This window comes from Labilithrix luteola, from assembly GCF_001263205.1.
Classification (GTDB): Bacteria; Myxococcota_A; Polyangia; order Polyangiales; family Polyangiaceae; genus Labilithrix; species Labilithrix luteola.
On the sequence record NZ_CP012333.1, the window covers coordinates 5,095,912 to 5,113,188 of the forward strand.

Genomic DNA, 17,277 nt, shown 5'->3' on the forward strand with positions numbered 1-17,277 from the left:
CCATCGCATGCGGCTCACGAACGCGTCGTGAACGGGCCGACCGCCCGAATCCGGATCGTCGAGCTCGGCTCGTCCGATCACGCGCGACGTCTCGGCGACTCGTTTTGCGCTCACGTTCACGAGCACGTTTGCGTTCGCGCGTAGCTCCGAATTGCAAAACGCAGCAGGCGGCAATCGCGGGCAATCGCAGCAAGATGCGACGCGCGTAAGCGTTCTCGCCGGGTGCCGCTTCGTCTATGCCTTCGGGCATGGAAACCATGAAGCTTTACCGAGGTCGCCTCATCGATCACATCCAGCTCGTCGTTCGCGATCTCGGCGCGAGCAAGCGGTTCTACTCGGCGATCTTCGACGTCATCGGTATTCCCATCGGCGGTGAGGCCGAGGACTACTTCTGGGCCGACGAGCTCTTCGTCTCGAGCATCGAGTCGAAGGCGGCCGCCGGCTCACCGACGGGGCGCACGCACCTCGCCTTCCAGACGAAGGACCGCGCCATGGTCGATCGCGCGTACGCCGCGGCGATCGCAGCGGGGGGCAAGGACAACGGCGCGCCAGGCGAACGTCCCTATCACCCGGGCTACTACGCCGGGTTCCTTCTCGACCCCGACGGCAACAACATCGAAGTGGTGTTCCACGGCGCCGCGAACAAGTCTTCGGAAGCCATCGAAATCACGTTCTGATTTCGGCGATTCGATTCGGCATATCGTGAGTTCGACGGCCAGCGAAATTGGAATTTCGTCTGGCCGACTTACACCCCACTCGAGCCGAGCGCCGCGTTGACGGCGCCGGACGGCCTCACGCCACGGGACGTCGCCAGATGATCACGTCACCGTCTTCCTCCGTCGTCCTCTCGCCCGTTCGGACGAAGCCGTTGCGCTCGAGAACGCGCTGCGAGGGAACGTTGTTCACCGATGTCTCGGCAATGACGACGGAGACGCGCCCGTCGCCCTTCGCCCAGATCACGAGCTCTTCGACGGCGCGTGACGTGATTCCTTTGCCCTCGCGACTCGGAGCGATGCCGTAGCCGATGCAGATCTCGCTACCTTCTGGCTTCCGAACGAGCGAACAGAGACCCACGATCTCGTCGTGCTCGACGATCATCCACGCAGCAGGAGCGAACGTCGGGCGAATCTCGTCGGCCAGGTTGCTCAGCATCCGAAGCACCTCGGGCGGTGCCAGCAGACTGTCCGAAACGAGAGCGAGCCCTCGGGGTCCAACGCCGCGCAGCAGAGATTCGAAATCGGACGACGTCGCTTCGATCAGCATTCCCATGCCACCTTAGGCCGGTCCCGATGCTGCGTCTCCGCTTTCGATCGTCAGCGCGTCGAGCTCGGGGTCATGCGCTGGACGATGCGCTGGGCGTTGGAGGCGAGCCTCACGGGAGTTTCGCCGACGATGCGCGACGCCATGCGTTCGTGGGCTTCGCGAAGAAGAGGAATGCGAGCGGCGAGGGGAGCAGAGCGCCAAACGAGGTTGCTGATCATCCACGAGGGCAACTCGCGTGGGCTGCGATTCGGGAGGCCCGCGAGTCGACGGAGTTCGCGCGGTACGAGCGCGGCGGCCATCGAGCCGAACACGCGGCCTACCACGCGGAGATCGGCCGGAACGTCGCTCGAGAGCTTTGGGCGAACCACGAAGTCGATGGTCTCGGCCGCTTCCGCCGAGAGGCAGAGCTGCGGCCTTACTCTCGCGAAGTAGCGTCGATACTCCGCCGTCGAACGAGGAATCATGTCGGAAGGAATTCCGATGAGCTCGGCGGCGACCGCCTGCTCGGCGAGGTAGCGATCCCGTTGTTCGAGCGTGAGGTGGCCGGCATACGCGCGGTAGGCGGCGAGGAACGAGTGGATTTCGACGCAGTGGACCCAGAGCATCGTCTCCGGATCGTTGGCCGAGAACGGCTTGCGCGTCACCGGATCGACGCCACGCACGCGTTCGTGCAGAGCCTTCACGCGCGCCACGGCGGCGAGCGCCGCGTTGCGATCACCGAAGACGAGAGCCGCGACGTAAGCGGACGTCCCGCGCAGGCGTTTCATCGGATTGCGTCGGAAGTCGGAATACTGGGCAACACCCGCCATGGCGAGCGGGTGGAGGGCCTGGACGATGAGCGCGCGCATTCCGCCGACGAGCGCGACCGGATGCCCGACGACCTTCCATGAAACGCTGTCGGGCGCGAAGAAACCGTCTCGCGAGGCGCGGTTGTTGGCAGCCGAGCAGTCGTCGCGAGCGGCCATGACTGGATCGTATCGCCATCTGCTGGACTGGCCAGTGCGTCGTGCGGGGTCTCAAAACGTCACGCGAACCGGGATTCCGCTGCGATCGTTGATCTTCGGGTCGATGCCGAGCTGGTGCGTTGCCTAGCGGTTCGGGCGACGGCCCCAGGCGACGAAGGCGGAGAGGGCGACGAGGAACACGTTGAAGGGCGTGTTGGCTGCCTCGCCGCGAGAGACGTGAAAGGCAACCGCGCAGAGCTGCAAGGCCGCGCAGCCGATCGCCGCGAGCGTGGTGAGACCCGGCTTGATGCGTGTGAGCGACGGCAACAGCACGCCGAGCCCGCCGCATAGATCGATCACCGCCGTGAAGTAGAGGAACGCTGGGGCGACCTGGCCGGCCCACGGGATCATCGATGCGAGTTTTGGAATCGGGGTGAGGAACTTCCAAAACGCCGTTCCGACGAACGTGAGCGCCAAAAGCGCCTGCACGATCCACAGGCCGACGTTCAGAGCCTTCGACGGCTTTTCGCCGCTGGCCGTGTGAGCTGTCGTGAGAGTCATGCGCTCCTTGGTTCGTTCGAGTGTCGCGCGAGTAGTCCCAGTAGTTGCGAAACGTGACCAGGGCTATCTTGCGTACTGCGCGTCGCGCCACAAGGAGGCACATTGAAGTTACTAGGTGACGGAAAGATGACCACGCGCTTCGACAGCGATTGCGTGGCAACGCGCGAGATCCTGAGCCTCGTCGGCGACAAGTGGAGCGTGCTGGTGATCGTCAATCTCGGCCAAGGCACGTTGCGCTTCAGTGACATGAAGCGCGCCATCGAGGGGATCTCGCAGCGGATGCTGACGCTCACCCTCCGTGGTCTCGAGCGCGACGGGCTCGTGAAACGCACGGTCTATCCGACCGTTCCTGCCCGCGTCGAATACGAGCTTACCGCCATGGGGCGAACGCTGCTCGAGCCAGTGACCGCGCTCGCCGTATGGGCACAGCGTCACCGCGCTCAGATTCAACGCGCGCGAGAGTCGTTCGCGCGCACGCAAAAGGCGTCGGCGGAGTAGGCGTCACTCGACGGAGAGGCGCACGTTGTCGAACCATACTTCGGTATTCGACGGGCACACGCCGATGAGAGGCCCGATGGCCAGCGTTGCGCCCTGAGCCGTCAGCTCTTTGACGACCGCCGAGTCGCGCGAAGCAACGGGGACGTCATCGAACGAGACGTCGAAATGGGGCGGGGAAATGGTCATATCGATCGCCACCTTCGTCCACCTCCCGGTCAGGAGATAGCGGGAAAAAGGAGGGCCTTGGCCAAGCCCGACCTGCTGGCCCACCGGCGGATTCCAGATCTCCGAGTAGTCGGACACCGAATCGGCGTGGGACAAACCAACTTGCCAGGAACCGCCCGTATCCGACGCCGAGTTCGCGGTCAGATGAACGTACGAGAAGCGGGAACTGACCAGGTCGACCTTGGTCATGAATTCGGCGTGCACCTTGTTGATGGGCCTCGATGCGGAGATCGTCTTCGAGAGCTCGGCTCGACCGAGACAATCGTTGGTCGCGCTCGGTTCCACGGTGGCGCGAAGTGCGCCCGGTGCAGATGGCGTCCCCGGGGCGTTCGCAATGACTTCGAGGCCCGCCTTCCCGTTGATGTCGGGGGGCCCATTCCAGTCGAACGAAGCTGGATTGCCCTCGTCGAAGCTGGCGCAGAACGCGGTCGCGACAGGAGGACCCGAGCAAAACGGCCCGCTCGTCGTTCCGTCCGCCGCGTCCCCGCCGCCATCGGCGGGGCTTGCGACGTCCGATGAGTCCGCCGAAGCGTCGGAGCCGCTACTCTCCGGAACGTTCGATTCACTCGTGCCGAAGCTCGAACACGCGACCACGATCGCTCCGGAGGTCACGACGGCAAGAACGGTGCGCATCTCCACATTCTACGCCGAAAAGCCCAGCCGTGCGGCTCCGCTTTTTCCTGGCGCCACGCCGCATGCCGCGATGGCGACGGATGCGAGGTCGGACTACGTAGGGCAACGCCATGACGATTCTCGTGACGGGCAGCGCTGGGCATCTCGGAGAGGCCATCATGCGGAGCCTCCGTGCGTCTGCGCGGAGCTGCGTCGGTATCGACATCAAAGCGTCGGCATTCACCGACCACGTCGGCTCGATCACCGATCGGGACTTCGTTCGAGAGCAGCTGCGTGGGGTTCGCACGGTTCTCCATACGGCCACCCTGCACAAGCCTCACGTCGCAACGCACTCTCGGCAGGCGTTCGTCGACACCAACGTCACCGGAACGCTCAACCTTCTCGAAGAGGCGACTTCGGCGGGCGTCGACTCGTTCGTCTTCACGAGCACGACGAGCGCGTTCGGCTCGGCGCTCACTCCGGCCGCGGGTGAGCCTGCAGCGTGGGTGACGGAGGACGTCACTCCCATTCCGAAGAACATCTACGGCGTGACCAAGGTGTCGGCCGAGAGCCTCTGCGAGCTGTTTCATCGCAAAGAGAGACTGCCCATTCTCGTTCTTCGGACTTCGCGATTCTTCCCCGAGGCCGACGACGATGCAGCCGTTCGCGACCGCTACGAGCTCGCCAACGCGCAGGCAAACGAGCTGCTCTATCGACGTGTGGATATCGAAGACGTCGTCAGTGCGCACCTGCTCGCCATCGAGAAGGCGAAGGCCATCGGCTTTCGTCGCTACATCATCTCTGCCACGACGCCCTTCACGCGCGACGATGTCGCCGAGCTTCGACGCGATGCCGTGTCGGTCGTTCATCGCCTGTTTCCCGAGAGCGCGTCACTCTATGCGTCGCGCGGTTGGAAGCTCCTTCCCGAGCTCGATCGCGTCTATGTGAATGCGCTCGCCCGCAACGAGCTCGGTTGGCGCCCCAAGGCCGACTTCCAGCACGTGCTCGATTCCCTCCGAGCGGAAAAAGACTTCCGAAGCGCGCTCGCGCGTGACGTGGGCAGCAAGGGCTACCACGCGACGACCTTCGACGACGGCCCCTATCCCGTGGCCTAACTCGAACGCCGTTCGGATAGGCAGAATTTCACAGGAAGGTCGGAAGATCGGAAGGTTTTGTTATCGCCCCGCGCAAAGCGCCGAACTGCGATTGCTGGGAATTGAATGCCCCGATGCCCGACGCGGCGTCTCACGATTTGCCCGCTCTCCGCCTCAAAAACTTCCGCCCTTCCGCCCTTCCTGTGAAGAATTTCGGGGCGAATCCATCGGTGTTTTGACGGATGTCCGTTTATCCGAACGGCATTGGGCCTGGCTAGCTAGAGCTCGTTCCTCTTCCCGAGCCGTGTCGGCTCCGGCACTCTTCCGCACGCACGGTTCGACGTCTCTCCGGTTGAGGTTTTCCCAGAAGCGGTCGCCGGTGAGGGGCACGCGGACGGGAGAGGATTCGCGGCGTCCTCTTTTCTTCTGGAGCTGCGAATCCTTTTCCGTTTTCCCGGCTCTTACCGGGCCTCATGCGAATCGGTCGTTCTCTCCGAGGTAGGCGATGATCGCGCTTGCCGTTGGGCTCTCCCTCGTCGTCGGGCTCGTGCTCGGGCTGCTCGGCGGTGGGGGCTCGATCCTCATGTTGCCGATCCTCGTCTACGCGGCTGAGCTTCCGCCGGCACAGGCGATCACCCTCTCGCTGCTCGTGGTCGGGGCAACCAGCCTGGCGGCGCTCGTTCCGCATGCGCGCATGGGACGCGTGCGCCTTCGACCAGGGCTGCTCTTCGGCATGGCAGGGATGGTGGGCGCCTATGGAGGCAGTCGTCTCGGAGCGCACGTTCCTGCGGGCGTGCTTCTCGCGTCGTTCGGCGCTCTCTCCCTGGCAACCGCCGTCGCCATGCTCCGCCGCAAGTCGACTGCGCCCGAGGTCCCTGCCAAGGCGCTGAACGCGCCTCGAGCCGTTCTTCAGGGGCTCGCCGTCGGGGCAGTCTCCGGATTGGTCGGTGCGGGCGGGGGCTTCCTCGTCGTGCCCGCGCTCGTTCTCTTCGGCGGGCTCGGCATGGGAGAAGCGATTGGTACGTCCTTGCTCGTCATCGCGATGCAGTCCGGAGCGGGATTTCTCACGCATCTGGCGAGCGTGGAATTGGACTGGGGGCTCGCGTTGGCAACGACGGCGTCGGCGGTGACGGGCAGCGTCGCGGGCGCGAAGGCCTCGGCAAAGGTGCCTCACGATGCACTTCGACGCGCGTTCGCCTGGCTCGTCTTGGTCCTCGGCCTTTTCATGGTCGCCAAGCAAGTTCCGGCGAGCATGTGGCACTTCTTCATGCGTCCCGTGATCCGTCCGCTGACCGGTGGCGTGACGATCGGGGCAGCGGCAGCGCTCTTGTGGCTCGCGCAAGGGCGAGTGGCAGGGATCAGCGGTATTGCAGGCGGCCTCGTGCGGGCCAAACCGGGAACGCGCGTCTGGCGCATCGCGTTCTTGCTCGGACTGCTCGCCGGCGGCGCCCTCGCGTACCGTCTCTTGCCGGAGATGTTCGGCGCGTCGCCGCGGACGCTCGGGATGACCTTGGTGGCCGGATTGCTCGTCGGCGTGGGGACCACGCTGGCGAACGGTTGCACGAGTGGTCATGGAGTCTGCGGGAACGCGCGACTCTCGAAGCGCTCGCTCGTCGCCACGGCGTCGTTCATGGCCGCTGGTGCCATTGTCGTCTATGTGGCGCGACACGTCGTCGGAGGTGGCTCGTGATCGCTCTTCTCGTGCCGTTCCTTTCGGGGGCGCTGTTCGCGGTGGGGCTCGCGCTCGCGGGGATGACGTCGCCGCATCGCGTGATTGGCTTCCTCGACGTAGCGGGGCATTGGGATCCATCGCTTGCGTTCGTCATGATCGGCGCGATCGGTGTTTACGCCACGGCGTTCTGGCTCGGTCGGCGTCGCATGACGAAGCCGGCGCTTGCCGAAGGCTTCCCGACGTTGCCGCAAGGCGCCATCGACGTGCGGCTCGTCGCCGGCTCGTTGATCTTCGGCGCGGGGTGGGGAATGGCTGGATATTGCCCGGGCCCCGCTATCGTCTCTGCGGCTTCGGGAGCGGGTCAGGCGATTGCATTCTGCGCGGCAATGGCTACGGGTTTCGTGATCGTGAGAGTTCTCGATTCACGAAAGGCCGAATGAGCGAGTCCAGGCATTCCAGCGCGGAGCTGCTCGAGAGCGCGAGGGCGGGCGACAAGCAGGCTCTGGAGGAGCTTCTCGCGCGTCATCAATCCCAGATCTATCGCTTCGGCATGAAGATGTGTCGAGACCCGGAGGACGCGAAAGACGTCCTCCAAGACACACTCGTGGCCATGGCGCGTGGCCTTCGGGACTTCCAGGGAGCCTCGTCGCTTTCGACGTGGCTCTATTCCGTGGCGCGGAGCTTCTGCCTCAAGAAGCGTCGCAAGAGCAAGCATGCCCCCTCGTCGTCGCCGCGATCGCTCGAGTCCGATTCCTCACCGGCGGCGAGCGTGGTCGACGAGGGCAAGCTGCCCGACGAGGTCCTGGCGAGCAAGCAGGTGGAACAGGCGCTCGAGGAGGCCATCGCAGAGCTCGAGCCGTCGTATCGAGAAGTGCTCGTCCTGCGCGACGTCGAAGGGCTTCGCGCCGCGGAGGTGGCGGAGATCTTGGGGATCGGCATTCCGGCCGTGAAGAGCCGCCTGCATCGTGCTCGGCTCGCGCTGCGCGCGCGTGTGGCTCCGAGCCTTGGAATCTCTCCGCAAGCAACGAGCCCCACACCGGCGTGCCCGGACGTGCTCGAGCTCTTTTCGCATCATCTGGAGGGCGAGATCAGCGCCGACGTTTGTGCGCGGATGGAACGGCACGTCGAGGCTTGCGAACGATGTCGAACGGCCTGCGACTCCCTCAAACGCACGCTCTCGCTTTGTCGCTCGTCGGCCACGACCAACGTTCCGCGCCACGTGCAGGAGTCCGTTCGGCGAGCCCTCGACGAAGTCCTCGCAGGACAGGCCACGCCTCGCTGACATTGCCCGCCGTACAGTCGAGGTGACGTCGTCTCTCTCGAGCGGAGCTCGAGCATACTGGCGCAGTCGATACCCGACGACTCCGCGCCCGTGAAACTTCCAATCCGCCGGTGATCCCGAGGCCACGTCGGCTCGACGTCTTGTTGGCGAACGTCTGCGCGAAGTCGCCTGGTATTGGCGATTCGAAGCGGGCCGCAGATGCATCGAATAGCTGCTCGCTGCGGGCTTCCAGGTGATTCCATCGCGTGCGGGAAGACCGTGCGTCGCCGCATTCGAACCGGTCATGTGCGCGCGTGGACGTGTGAATGCCCCAATTCTTCGTGCTCGCGCTTTGAGCGACGCAGGGGGCACCCGTACTGTTGCTCGCACGTTGACCGTCTCGTGACGTAACGCCGCCGAGTACGATGACTCGGCGCGCTCGCCAGTGGCCAAGTCGGGTCGCGCGCAGGCAGTGCGTTCATCGTCCGTCCACCCGTGCGGTCAGGTCAGGAACAAGGATGCAGTTTGTCCGCCCCGATCGTCTCGCCAAGGTGACGTGTCTCGCCCTTACGATCACCTCATGGCTCGCCGCGTGCTCGAACGATTCCCCGAGCAACGAGGTCACCACCGAAAGCGCCACGATCCCCGAGCCTGCGAGCGATTCGCCTCGCGCGCCGTCGGACCCCGCGCCGGTGCCGGCGGAATCGACGGACTCATCCAGCAGCGCAGCGCCCTCCGCTCCGGCCGATTCTTCGGACGCGTCGGCCGATCCTGCGGACACGCCCGTCGATAGCACTGCCGCTCCAGGCGATTCTTCGGACACGCCTACTCCTCCCAGTACGCCTACTCCTCCCAGCACGCCTACTCCTCCTCCGGTGTCGCCCGCTCGGATCCGTGGCACCAACCTGGTCGGCATGGAAGGCGGCTATGGGTTCAACACGCAGAGCGGCCCTGTACCGGACAGCGATTACGCGGTTCATTCGACCAAGGCCATCGACTATCTGGCCACGAAGAACGTCAACGTCATTCGCTTCCTCTTTTCGTGGGAGCGCATGCAGTCGACGCTCGGTGGCCCCGTTCCGGCGGCCTCGACGGGAAACTACAAAGCCTATTTCGACGACTACAAGCGCATCGTCGACTATGCGACGAGCAAAGCCATCACGGTTGTCGTAGAGCCGTGGCAGGCGGGAGGCTCGGGCGCCGGTGGTGCGCGATGGCGTGGCAACCTCGTTGGTGGCGGAACGGTCACGAGCGCACACTTCGCCGACTTCTGGTCGAAGATGGCGGCGCTCTTTGCCAATAATCCGCGCGTCGCGATTGGTCTCGTCAACGAGCCGAACGGGATGAGCACGATGTCGTGGTTCGGAATCGCGCAGGACGCCGTCACGGCAATTCGAACCGCGGGATTCAACGGCGACATCTATGTTCCCGGCAACGGCTGGACCGCCGCTGGCTCGTGGAACGACAGCTCGTACGATACGGCCTCGCCGAAGCGCTCGAACGCCTACGGCTGGCTCAACGCACGCGGACCTGGGCTGCCACTTCTCGATCCCCTCGGCAAGAGCATCGTCGAAGTGCACAGCTACGCGGACAGCGATGCCTCGGGCAGCTCGACGCAGGTGACGTCGAGCAACGTCACGCGCTCGCGTCTCACAGGGGTCGTCGATTGGGCGAAAACCCACGGCCTCAAAGTCTGGCTCGGCGAGGTCGGCATGTACGCGAGTGCCTCGAACGCGAGCTCCAACTGGACCGACTTCGTCTCGTACGCCAAGTCGAGCTCCGACACCTTGCTCGGCTTCGCCTGGTGGGCATGCGGAAAGCCGGGCTGGTGGAACGACATCGCCGCGAACGGCGGCGGCCACTTCTCGATCACGCCAACGAACGACTACACGACGGACACGGTCAACATGGACATGATCGAGGGCTCATTCGCCGAATAGCGGTTGAGTCGCGAGCCAGGGACCTTCGACTCTGACGATGGCCCGGCCTTCGGGGGGGCCGGCAACGCGGGCGGATGTCCCGTCCCGCCCCGAGCGAACGCCTAAAATCTCGCTCTGCCGAATCTATGCCGGTGGCCGATCGTCGTGGCGTGCGAGGCCGTGACCGGCAACATCCCGCGTTCTGAAGCCGCCGGCGCTTCGCAGGGCCCCCTAAATTTCCGCTCTGCCGAATGCACCTCGGTGAGGGCGCTCATTGGCGCACAGGACGAGATCGGCGGTGTGACGTCTTGCAGCATCCCTCGTTCCGAAGAGGACGGAGAAGCCCACTGCGGCCACTTCCGATTCGGCAGAGCGGAATTTCGAAGCCACTCGCGCCGCGGTAGGTCGCGTGACGGTGACTCGTGCTCCGTCGCGCCTCGCGACGCGTCGCAAGGACCGCGGCTCTCTAGCTGCGCGCGCCCCGGGCTTTGGCAAGCGCCCGTCGACGCGGCTTGGGTCGCGCCCGCTGTCGAGCAATCACGTGGAACTCGCTCTGCCGAATCGGAACAACGGCCCTCGGCTTCTCTGTCGTCACGAGGCGTCACGCGGCGTCACGAGGCAGGCGAGGCAGGCACGTCGCTAGCTCCCACGAAGCGCGCGACATCATTGCTCACCGAGATCCATTCGGCATAGCGGAATTCAAGCGCTTCTCGCGCGATGCAGGTCACGCCAGTGTGCTCGCCGGTTGGCCGCGGAGCCATCCAGCTTCCCAGGGGCCGCGCCCTAGTGCTCGTGGAGGGGCGGCGAGTCGCGCGGAGGCAATGGTGGCCAGCCCATCGCGAAGCGAGTGCGGCGTACCGCTCCAATTGGGGGACGTCGCCACTCGCGACCTCGCATGTCACGGGGGCTTGCTCGGGGAGGCATTCGGCAGAGCGGAAATTTGGAGGTTCTGGCGCGATGCGCTCGCCGGTGGCGGGGCGCCTCCCGGCCAGTCGTCGACACTTCGAAGAGAGAAGCTCGCGGTGATCGTCGCCCTGGACGGCGCTAGGTCGCGATCGGTCCGTCCGGCTGCGACCCAGCAGAATCGTTGCATCGCGTCGTAGTCCGAGCTCGACAAATGCCCAATACGAGCTACGCCGAATACATGGGGGCGGGGGAAGAGCAGCAATCCTTTGCGTTCGCGTCGCGGGCCGAGGCGAAGGCGAAGGCGACGCGCAATGCCGCGAAACGACGACGACGACGACGAGCCAACGACACGCAGGCTTCGGCGGTTCGCGGTCGCGTCGTCTCGAGCCGCCCGCGCCGTTCGAAGGCCGGGCGCAAAGCGGCCGAGCATCGAACGGGATTCGAGCAGCACGGCACGCGGCCGGAGCTCGACAAGAATCATCCTGTCCACATCGTCTTGCGCGCGAAGTCTGGAATTCCAGGGTTTCGCCAACAGCGTATCTTCGAGGCCATTCGAAAACGAATCGAGAAAGCAACCCGCGACGGCTTCCAGGTGATCCACTTCAGCGTGCAGGAAAACCATGTTCACCTCATCGTGGAGGCCATGGACCGCAAGCTGCTTTGGCGCGGCGTCCAGCATCTCGCTTCGCGTCTTGCGTGGGCGGTGAACAAAATTCTCCGACGTCATGGCTCGCTATGGCGCGACCGCTACACGCGTCGAGATCTCACGAATCTTCGACAAGTCAGGAACGCGCTCGTTTACGTTCTCATGAACGTTCGCAAGCACACTGCCGGTGAAAAGAATCGATTCCTCGCATCGATCGAGCTCGATAGGTATTCCTCGGCAGCGTGGTTCGAAGGTTGGGACCCTCGTGCTGGTCCAATGCTGATGGAGCTCTGGGAGATGCTCATTCGGCGCGATCAGTTCGAGCGCCCTGTCGCCCGTCCCCGAACGTGGTTTGCGCGCACGGGATGGAAACGCCACGGCCTCGTATTGCCGTCGGAGCACCCCGCATCGAGTGGGTGACCATGCTCACTCTTCACCCGCGTCCAGCGAGTGTGGACGAAGCTGTCGGATGAATCGTCACGCAGCGGTCGGGGGTGATTCAGATTCCCTGTTCTGGGGTCAGCGTAACGTGCAGTTGAGGACGGGGCTCCTGGAGCGATCTGACAGGGGCGAATCGACGGAGGCGCTGGCCACCGACGCGACTCGAACGAACGCACTGGCAAAGTGAGTCGGTTTGACGACGGACACCCGAGCGATCGTGAAGGGGCGCCAGGGACGAGAGATGCCGGGACAGCGTGCCTCCCAGCGCATCGTTCGGATCGCTTCGGCGCCCGCCGATGAGGAACCTACGTAGCCTCGGAATCGATGTTCTATCGAATGCCCCGACGCGAGAAGTTCCTCGCTCACTACGGACGCCCGAGCGCTCCTTCACTTCGTCGCCCTGCCTCGCACAAGAAGCTACCGCGCCTGGGCGTGTTGGGAGGTGGAGTCGCACGAGCGTCGGACGCCGGGGCGACGGTACCTATCTCGTTATTCACGCCGACCAGGGCGGCCCGTCCGCGTGAGAAAGAAGTGTCCCGAACGCTGCGCGTCGCGTCGTGCGTAAACTGTGCGGCATTGGTTCACCATTCACGAAGCTGCGCCGTTGGCCTATCGTCCTATACGTGACTCGCGCTGGAGCGTCTGGGCAACTCATCCTCCTCGCCGTCGATCACCACGTGGCAAGGTGGGGTCGTGAGGGCATGAAGAGCCTCGGGCGCGGTGACGTCGTGAAGTCTTTCCTCGACGATCTCACGGTGGGACCGCTCGACGACGTGGACCGTGGCGCCGCGACCAGTACGTAATGTCTGCGAACACGCGAGACGGTGGAACGAGCTTCGTGCCAAGCGGAACGGACGGATTTCGAGTGCTACGTCGCGAGCGACTCGTGGAGCTGCCAATCACGGTCTACGACGATGCATTGGTGATCGAATGTAGCGGTGATTGCTCGTCGCTCGTCATCGCGCGGCTCATTGCGCCAACACCAGCGAACGCGGCGGTGGGCTCGTGGCGAATTGGCGAACTTCTACGTACCGGGACACTGGAAGGGCGCGGACGACGCATGGGCTGGAATTTGCCGAACGAAATTCGCGTGCCAATGCGCGCGTAGCGCGGGCGGCTTTTAGCGAGGCGCGTGATCTTCGGCTGGCGATTCCCGGTAATCGCGGAGTGCAATCGGGCGGTGGAGGAGTCCGCCGTGTTTCAGGCGGTAGAGACGCTGGGCGGGGTAGATGCTGCGGTGGCCGGTGAGGAGGTAAGCGAGGGCGACGACGAGGACGACGTGGGGGAGAATCGCGATGCCCAGAAGTTCGACGGCCATGATCGACAGCGCGACGGGGGTATTGGCGGCGGCGCCGAAGACGGCGGCGAGGCCCACGCCGGCGCCGAGTTCGAGCGGTAGGCCGAGGGCGCGTGCGAGGATGCTGCCGAGCGTTGCACCGACGAAGAAGAGCGGAGTGACTTCGCCGCCGAGGAATCCCGCACTGAGCGTGACTGCGGTGAAGACGAGTTTGGCGGCAAACGCGAACCACGGGAGGTGCGGGTCCGTGAAGGAGCGGACGATCATCGGGACGCCCAGTCCCAGGTAGTCGCTCGTTCCGAGGAGCTTCCACATGGCGACGAGGCCAAGGCCTCCGAAGAACATTCGCACGGGCAGGCGCGCGATCTTCGTCTCGAGCGTGCGCTTCAGGCCGTGTGTGAGCTCGACGAAGGCTGCCGTTGCCAGCGCCATGGCGACGCCCATGATGCATAGCTTGCCGAAGACGAGCGGCGTGAGAGGCGTCTCGGCGATGTGCGGATACGACGTGTGCACGACGCCGAGAGCGCGGGTCACGACGTCGCCCACGAGCGCGGCGACGAGGCATGGAAGGAGGGCGTCGTATTCGATGCGTCCGACGGATACGACCTCCATGCCGAACAGCATTCCGGCGATCGGAGTGCCGAAGACCGAGCCGAAGCCGCCGGCGATTCCGGCCGCCAGAAGGCGTCGACGCATGTCGCTCTTCACGCGAAGTCGATGCGCAATTTCGTCGGCGAGGCTCGCGCCCATTTGCACGGCGGTTCCCTCACGACCGGCGCTGCCGCCGAAGACGTGCGTGAGAACGGTTCCGACGAGGACCATCGGCGCCATTCGAAAGGGAATCTGCGGGGAGTTCTCGTGGATCGTATCGAGCACGAGATTGTTGCCGCCCTTGATGGGCTTGCCCCATCGCTCGTAGATCGCGCCGAGGACGAGCCCCGCGATCGGCAGCGTGTAGACGACGTACTCGTGGCTCTCGCGGAACTTCGTCGCTTGCTCGAGGAGCAGCAGGAAGATGGCGGACGCGACGCCACATGCCACGCCCACGGTCGCGCCAAGGCCCATCCACTGCGCGATGCGCGCCAGTGCGTTCGCCCGCGACTTCATGTTCGAGCTCGCTTACGTGTGAAGCTCGACCCGGACGGCGCGCATGTGACCCTGGAAAACACCATTGCAACCTCCGTTCTTCGAGCGCTCTGCGCGCGAGCACCGCAGGAGGTTGATGTCCTACGGCGCCATTGCGAATGCGAAATGGCCGTGCCGTAGGAGTCATTGGCTCGCTGCCATCCAGGGCTAGCGAACGGATGTAGGCGGACTCCACCGCCTGAACCCCAAGGTTACAGGTCGGAGGCTCGTCGTCAATGCGCAATCGAGGCGAATCGAGTGATGCGCACACGAGCTTCCGACGGTCGGTGAAAGCACGATAGCCTCGCGGTCGACATGACTGCCGACGAGCTCATCGAGCAAGGTGTCCAGCACTCCGAGAATGGCCAGTTCGCCGCCGCAGTGGAGGTCTACCTTCGTGCGTTCGAGCTCTCCCCCAAGGACGAACGGCTTCCGTGGGAAGCGGCGCGGCTGTACCTCTACATGCTCTCGGATCCCGAGAAGGCGGTGCGCTGGTTCGAGGCGTCGCTACCTCTCATCCAGAATCCCTTCAAAGCGTGCGACACGCGCTATCACTTGGGACTGGCGCACACGTTCCTGAAGGACGACACGAAGGCGGCCGCGCGGTTCGAAGAAGTGCTCGCCCACACGCCCACCCACGTGCTCGCGTGCATCGAGCTGGGGAAGCTCATGACGAGGAAGGGTGATTTCGAGCGCGCCAAGGACCTTCTCCAGCAGGCGGTCTTGCACAACAACATGCGCTCGACGCTTCCCGAGATGTTTCCTGACGGCCAACGAGGCAGTGCACATGCCGCGGCGTTGGCGTGGATGAATTTGGGGCGCCTCGGTTACGTCGCGAGTGACGACGAGGCTCTCGGTAACACCGCCGCCGAGCGCCTGATCGAGGACCTTGGCGATGACCAACGCGTGCTGATGCTCGCGAAGGAAGCGCACGAAGCCGGCAAGCCCTACAGCGCCTTGGCGGTTCTCGACGTGTTCCTGTCGTACCACCCGGATCACGAAGAAGCCGTCCAGCAGTGGGTCAGGATTTCGCTCGACGAGCTTGGCCAGTTCGACGACGTCGTCGATCTCGTTCTGCAGCTCGGCGAAAACGACACCAAATGGGCCGAACGGTTGATCGACGAAGTCCTGCGCCGCAAGCCCGATCACGCCGGTGCACTCGAGTACCGGCGGGTCAAAACGAAGCACTGACCGGTCCTTGTCGGCGTCGTTCTCGCCCGGCGGCGAGGTGCCATGAGCTTCAACGGCTCGTACCGGCGGGTGATGGAAGGAGCGAGCACGAGCCACGTGTGGATCCACCTCCATCGGCTCGTCGAAGCGTACGCGCGGACGACGGGCACTCCCTTCCCGGAGGTCTTCGACGATCTCGAGCGGCGCTTCGACTTCCTCCGAGGCGAGCGCGCCCGCTGGCCCGATCTCGCGACGATGCGTCGTGCAGCCGGCTGGCTTCGGACGTCGCGCTCGCGCATTCTCGACGAGCGGCAGTCGCTGGTACGAGAGCGACGCGACGCGAAGCGGCGAGGCGATCGAGGTCGCGTCCCCGTACGCTTGCGCGAACACGAAGGTCGAACGCGCATGTACGTCGAGCGCGTTCCGCGCGTCGGCTACTGGGGCTGGCGCGCCCGCCGTCACGGCCCACAGTAGGGCAACACTTCACGGCGTGTTCGCGATCGATCGGCGCCAACGCTGCGACGACCGCGACGACCGCGACGACCGCGACGACCGCGTCCTCCGCGATGGAGTTCCGCCAGCGACAATGGCGCCCGCCGTATCGACGCCGAGCAGTGTCGAGCTCGCGTCGGGAATGAAGCTGCGAGTTGCACGTTGGTAATGCAACTCAGCCAGCATTCGGGACTCGAGGCGCAAACTCAACCGCGTCGTTCTCGTCGTCATTGTTCCGCATTTTCGGCGGTGAATGGCGCTTCGCGCTCGTGGTGCTCGTGCTGTTTGGGCGGGCGGGTCGTGTGACGAGGGCGGAAAACATGCATCGTCAGGGCACGTACGTGATGCACGCCGAAGTGGGCGGGCGCTTCACAACCCTTGGTGCTAAATGGCCGGGCGTGGTAGCGAGATGACCCGCATGACCAGGGGCCCTTCCAGCGCGTCGCACGAGCGCCCCTCAGGCGGACGCCACGCGACGCCCGAAGACGGAGCGAGTTCGCGCTCTGATCGGGCCCGTCATGGGAGTGCGCCGAGTGCGCCGAGTGCGCAAGCCGCGCGTCACGTGATCGCCCGCGGGTCTGGGCGGTCGGCGCTCCGGTTGCTGTATCTTCTCGCCGTTGCGGTCATCACCGTCGTTTGCGCGGGCATCACGACGCCGGGGCGCGGCATCGCCGGGTACCCGACGGTCGCCGAGCTCGCAGGGCATGGCGTCCACGCCGCGCGCTCCGCGATGGGGTCGCAGCTCGGGCAGCGCTCGCGGCAATGGCGTGATGGCGTCGAGCGCCCCGTCATGTTCCGCGAGGCCGTCGAGGCCGACGTCGACGACGACGACGCTCACACTCGCTGCTGGGGTATTGCCGGCGCGGCTCCCGTGGCTCTCCGAGGTGTTGCGACGCCTCGGATGCCCGGTCGAGCGCTGCGTGGCGAGGCTCAGAGCGATACCTCGCGCTTTGCGGTTCGCAGAGGCTTTCCTCGAGGTCCGCCGGCCTAGTTACGCCTGCAACGTTCCGAACGTTGCTGCGTAATCGGCCGATACTCTGCTTCTCGCGCGGTCTCTCGCGCGTGCGGGTTGGAGTTCGGGACCGTCGACCGACGACGAGGATCGATGCGTGCGTGATGCACGTAACGTGACGCGACGTATGGGGTGAGCT

Annotated in this window: 17 protein-coding genes; 12 read left to right on the forward strand and 5 right to left on the reverse strand. The window is 64.9% G+C overall.

Annotated elements, in window-relative coordinates; genetic code table 11:
• Positions 1-248: 248 nt before the first annotated feature.
• Positions 249-677 (forward strand): VOC family protein, encoded by a 429-nt coding sequence (locus AKJ09_RS22510; protein WP_146649267.1) that lies wholly within the window; start codon positions 249-251, stop codon positions 675-677.
• Between the two features lie 115 nt (positions 678-792).
• Here AKJ09_RS22510 and AKJ09_RS22515 read toward each other — a convergent pair whose 3' ends face one another.
• The 3 genes from AKJ09_RS22515 to AKJ09_RS22525 all read right to left on the reverse strand — a co-directional run bounded on the left by AKJ09_RS22515 (position 793) and on the right by AKJ09_RS22525 (position 2,768).
• The gene (locus AKJ09_RS22515; RefSeq protein ID WP_146649268.1) at positions 793-1,263 is read right to left on the reverse strand and encodes a GNAT family N-acetyltransferase; all 471 of its coding nucleotides are present in this window, start codon (positions 1,261-1,263) and stop codon (positions 793-795) included.
• Between the two features lie 50 nt (positions 1,264-1,313).
• Positions 1,314-2,228 (reverse strand): oxygenase MpaB family protein, encoded by a 915-nt coding sequence (locus AKJ09_RS22520; RefSeq protein ID WP_146649269.1) that lies wholly within the window; start codon positions 2,226-2,228, stop codon positions 1,314-1,316.
• Positions 2,229-2,351: 123 nt separating this feature from the next.
• The gene (locus AKJ09_RS22525; RefSeq protein WP_146649270.1) at positions 2,352-2,768 is read right to left on the reverse strand and encodes a DoxX family protein; all 417 of its coding nucleotides are present in this window, start codon (positions 2,766-2,768) and stop codon (positions 2,352-2,354) included.
• Positions 2,769-2,894: 126 nt separating this feature from the next.
• Between AKJ09_RS22525 and AKJ09_RS22530 the strand changes: the two genes are divergently transcribed.
• The gene (locus AKJ09_RS22530; RefSeq protein ID WP_146649271.1) at positions 2,895-3,266 is read left to right on the forward strand and encodes a winged helix-turn-helix transcriptional regulator; all 372 of its coding nucleotides are present in this window, start codon (positions 2,895-2,897) and stop codon (positions 3,264-3,266) included.
• A gap of 3 nt (positions 3,267-3,269) precedes the next feature.
• Here AKJ09_RS22530 and AKJ09_RS22535 read toward each other — a convergent pair whose 3' ends face one another.
• On the reverse strand, positions 3,270-4,124 hold the full coding sequence (locus tag AKJ09_RS22535) for a hypothetical protein (protein WP_146649272.1): 855 nt from the start codon (positions 4,122-4,124) through the stop codon (positions 3,270-3,272).
• Between the two features lie 110 nt (positions 4,125-4,234).
• Between AKJ09_RS22535 and AKJ09_RS22540 the strand changes: the two genes are divergently transcribed.
• The 7 genes from AKJ09_RS22540 to AKJ09_RS22570 all read left to right on the forward strand — a co-directional run bounded on the left by AKJ09_RS22540 (position 4,235) and on the right by AKJ09_RS22570 (position 12,845).
• Positions 4,235-5,218 carry an NAD-dependent epimerase/dehydratase family protein gene (locus AKJ09_RS22540; RefSeq protein ID WP_146649273.1) on the forward strand — a complete coding sequence of 328 codons (984 nt, stop codon included), beginning with the start codon at positions 4,235-4,237 and terminating at the stop codon, positions 5,216-5,218.
• A gap of 484 nt (positions 5,219-5,702) precedes the next feature.
• A complete protein-coding gene (locus AKJ09_RS55620) occupies positions 5,703-6,887 on the forward strand; it encodes a TSUP family transporter (RefSeq protein ID WP_146649274.1) in 1,185 nt (394 codons plus the stop codon).
• Positions 6,884-7,309, forward strand: a complete 426-nt coding sequence (locus AKJ09_RS22550) for a DUF6691 family protein (RefSeq protein WP_205633775.1) — start codon at positions 6,884-6,886, stop codon at positions 7,307-7,309. Before AKJ09_RS55620 ends, AKJ09_RS22550 begins: the two co-directional genes overlap by 4 nt.
• The gene (locus AKJ09_RS22555; protein ID WP_146649275.1) at positions 7,306-8,151 is read left to right on the forward strand and encodes a sigma-70 family RNA polymerase sigma factor; all 846 of its coding nucleotides are present in this window, start codon (positions 7,306-7,308) and stop codon (positions 8,149-8,151) included. Before AKJ09_RS22550 ends, AKJ09_RS22555 begins: the two co-directional genes overlap by 4 nt.
• A gap of 497 nt (positions 8,152-8,648) precedes the next feature.
• Positions 8,649-10,070 (forward strand): glycoside hydrolase family 5 protein, encoded by a 1,422-nt coding sequence (locus AKJ09_RS22560; RefSeq protein ID WP_169927761.1) that lies wholly within the window; start codon positions 8,649-8,651, stop codon positions 10,068-10,070.
• Positions 10,071-11,166: 1,096 nt separating this feature from the next.
• A complete protein-coding gene (locus AKJ09_RS22565; RefSeq protein ID WP_146649277.1) occupies positions 11,167-12,021 on the forward strand; it encodes a transposase in 855 nt (284 codons plus the stop codon).
• A gap of 644 nt (positions 12,022-12,665) precedes the next feature.
• Positions 12,666-12,845, forward strand: a complete 180-nt coding sequence (locus AKJ09_RS22570; RefSeq protein ID WP_146649278.1) for a hypothetical protein — start codon at positions 12,666-12,668, stop codon at positions 12,843-12,845.
• Between the two features lie 317 nt (positions 12,846-13,162).
• Here AKJ09_RS22570 and AKJ09_RS22575 read toward each other — a convergent pair whose 3' ends face one another.
• On the reverse strand, positions 13,163-14,446 hold the full coding sequence (locus AKJ09_RS22575; RefSeq protein WP_146649279.1) for a chloride channel protein: 1,284 nt from the start codon (positions 14,444-14,446) through the stop codon (positions 13,163-13,165).
• A 333-nt stretch (positions 14,447-14,779) separates the two neighbouring features.
• Here AKJ09_RS22575 and AKJ09_RS22580 point away from each other — a divergent pair, with 333 nt between their 5' ends.
• The 3 genes from AKJ09_RS22580 to AKJ09_RS22590 all read left to right on the forward strand — a co-directional run bounded on the left by AKJ09_RS22580 (position 14,780) and on the right by AKJ09_RS22590 (position 17,117).
• The gene (locus tag AKJ09_RS22580; RefSeq protein ID WP_146649280.1) at positions 14,780-15,655 is read left to right on the forward strand and encodes a tetratricopeptide repeat protein; all 876 of its coding nucleotides are present in this window, start codon (positions 14,780-14,782) and stop codon (positions 15,653-15,655) included.
• A 42-nt stretch (positions 15,656-15,697) separates the two neighbouring features.
• Complete coding sequence (locus tag AKJ09_RS22585; RefSeq protein ID WP_146649281.1) at positions 15,698-16,108, forward strand: hypothetical protein; 411 nt, start codon at positions 15,698-15,700, stop codon at positions 16,106-16,108.
• Positions 16,109-16,724: 616 nt separating this feature from the next.
• A complete protein-coding gene (locus AKJ09_RS22590) occupies positions 16,725-17,117 on the forward strand; it encodes a hypothetical protein (protein ID WP_146649282.1) in 393 nt (130 codons plus the stop codon).
• Positions 17,118-17,277: the final 160 nt, after the last annotated feature.

What these genes read in the sequence shown, in the direction of transcription:
- AKJ09_RS22510 (WP_146649267.1), top strand. Translation starts at nt 249, where the DNA reads ATGGAAACCATGAAGCTTTACCGAGGTCGCCTCATCGATCACATCCAG.
- AKJ09_RS22515 (WP_146649268.1), bottom strand. Translation starts at nt 1,263, where the DNA reads ATGCTGATCGAAGCGACGTCGTCCGATTTCGAATCTCTGCTGCGCGGC.
- AKJ09_RS22520 (WP_146649269.1), bottom strand. Translation starts at nt 2,228, where the DNA reads ATGGCCGCTCGCGACGACTGCTCGGCTGCCAACAACCGCGCCTCGCGA.
- AKJ09_RS22525 (WP_146649270.1), bottom strand. Translation starts at nt 2,768, where the DNA reads ATGACTCTCACGACAGCTCACACGGCCAGCGGCGAAAAGCCGTCGAAG.
- AKJ09_RS22530 (WP_146649271.1), top strand. Translation starts at nt 2,895, where the DNA reads ATGACCACGCGCTTCGACAGCGATTGCGTGGCAACGCGCGAGATCCTG.
- AKJ09_RS22535 (WP_146649272.1), bottom strand. Translation starts at nt 4,124, where the DNA reads ATGCGCACCGTTCTTGCCGTCGTGACCTCCGGAGCGATCGTGGTCGCG.
- AKJ09_RS22540 (WP_146649273.1), top strand. Translation starts at nt 4,235, where the DNA reads ATGACGATTCTCGTGACGGGCAGCGCTGGGCATCTCGGAGAGGCCATC.
- AKJ09_RS55620 (WP_146649274.1), top strand. Translation starts at nt 5,703, where the DNA reads ATGATCGCGCTTGCCGTTGGGCTCTCCCTCGTCGTCGGGCTCGTGCTC.
- AKJ09_RS22555 (WP_146649275.1), top strand. Translation starts at nt 7,306, where the DNA reads ATGAGCGAGTCCAGGCATTCCAGCGCGGAGCTGCTCGAGAGCGCGAGG.
- AKJ09_RS22560 (WP_169927761.1), top strand. Translation starts at nt 8,649, where the DNA reads ATGCAGTTTGTCCGCCCCGATCGTCTCGCCAAGGTGACGTGTCTCGCC.
- AKJ09_RS22565 (WP_146649277.1), top strand. Translation starts at nt 11,167, where the DNA reads ATGCCCAATACGAGCTACGCCGAATACATGGGGGCGGGGGAAGAGCAG.
- AKJ09_RS22575 (WP_146649279.1), bottom strand. Translation starts at nt 14,446, where the DNA reads ATGAAGTCGCGGGCGAACGCACTGGCGCGCATCGCGCAGTGGATGGGC.
- AKJ09_RS22580 (WP_146649280.1), top strand. Translation starts at nt 14,780, where the DNA reads ATGACTGCCGACGAGCTCATCGAGCAAGGTGTCCAGCACTCCGAGAAT.
- AKJ09_RS22585 (WP_146649281.1), top strand. Translation starts at nt 15,698, where the DNA reads ATGAGCTTCAACGGCTCGTACCGGCGGGTGATGGAAGGAGCGAGCACG.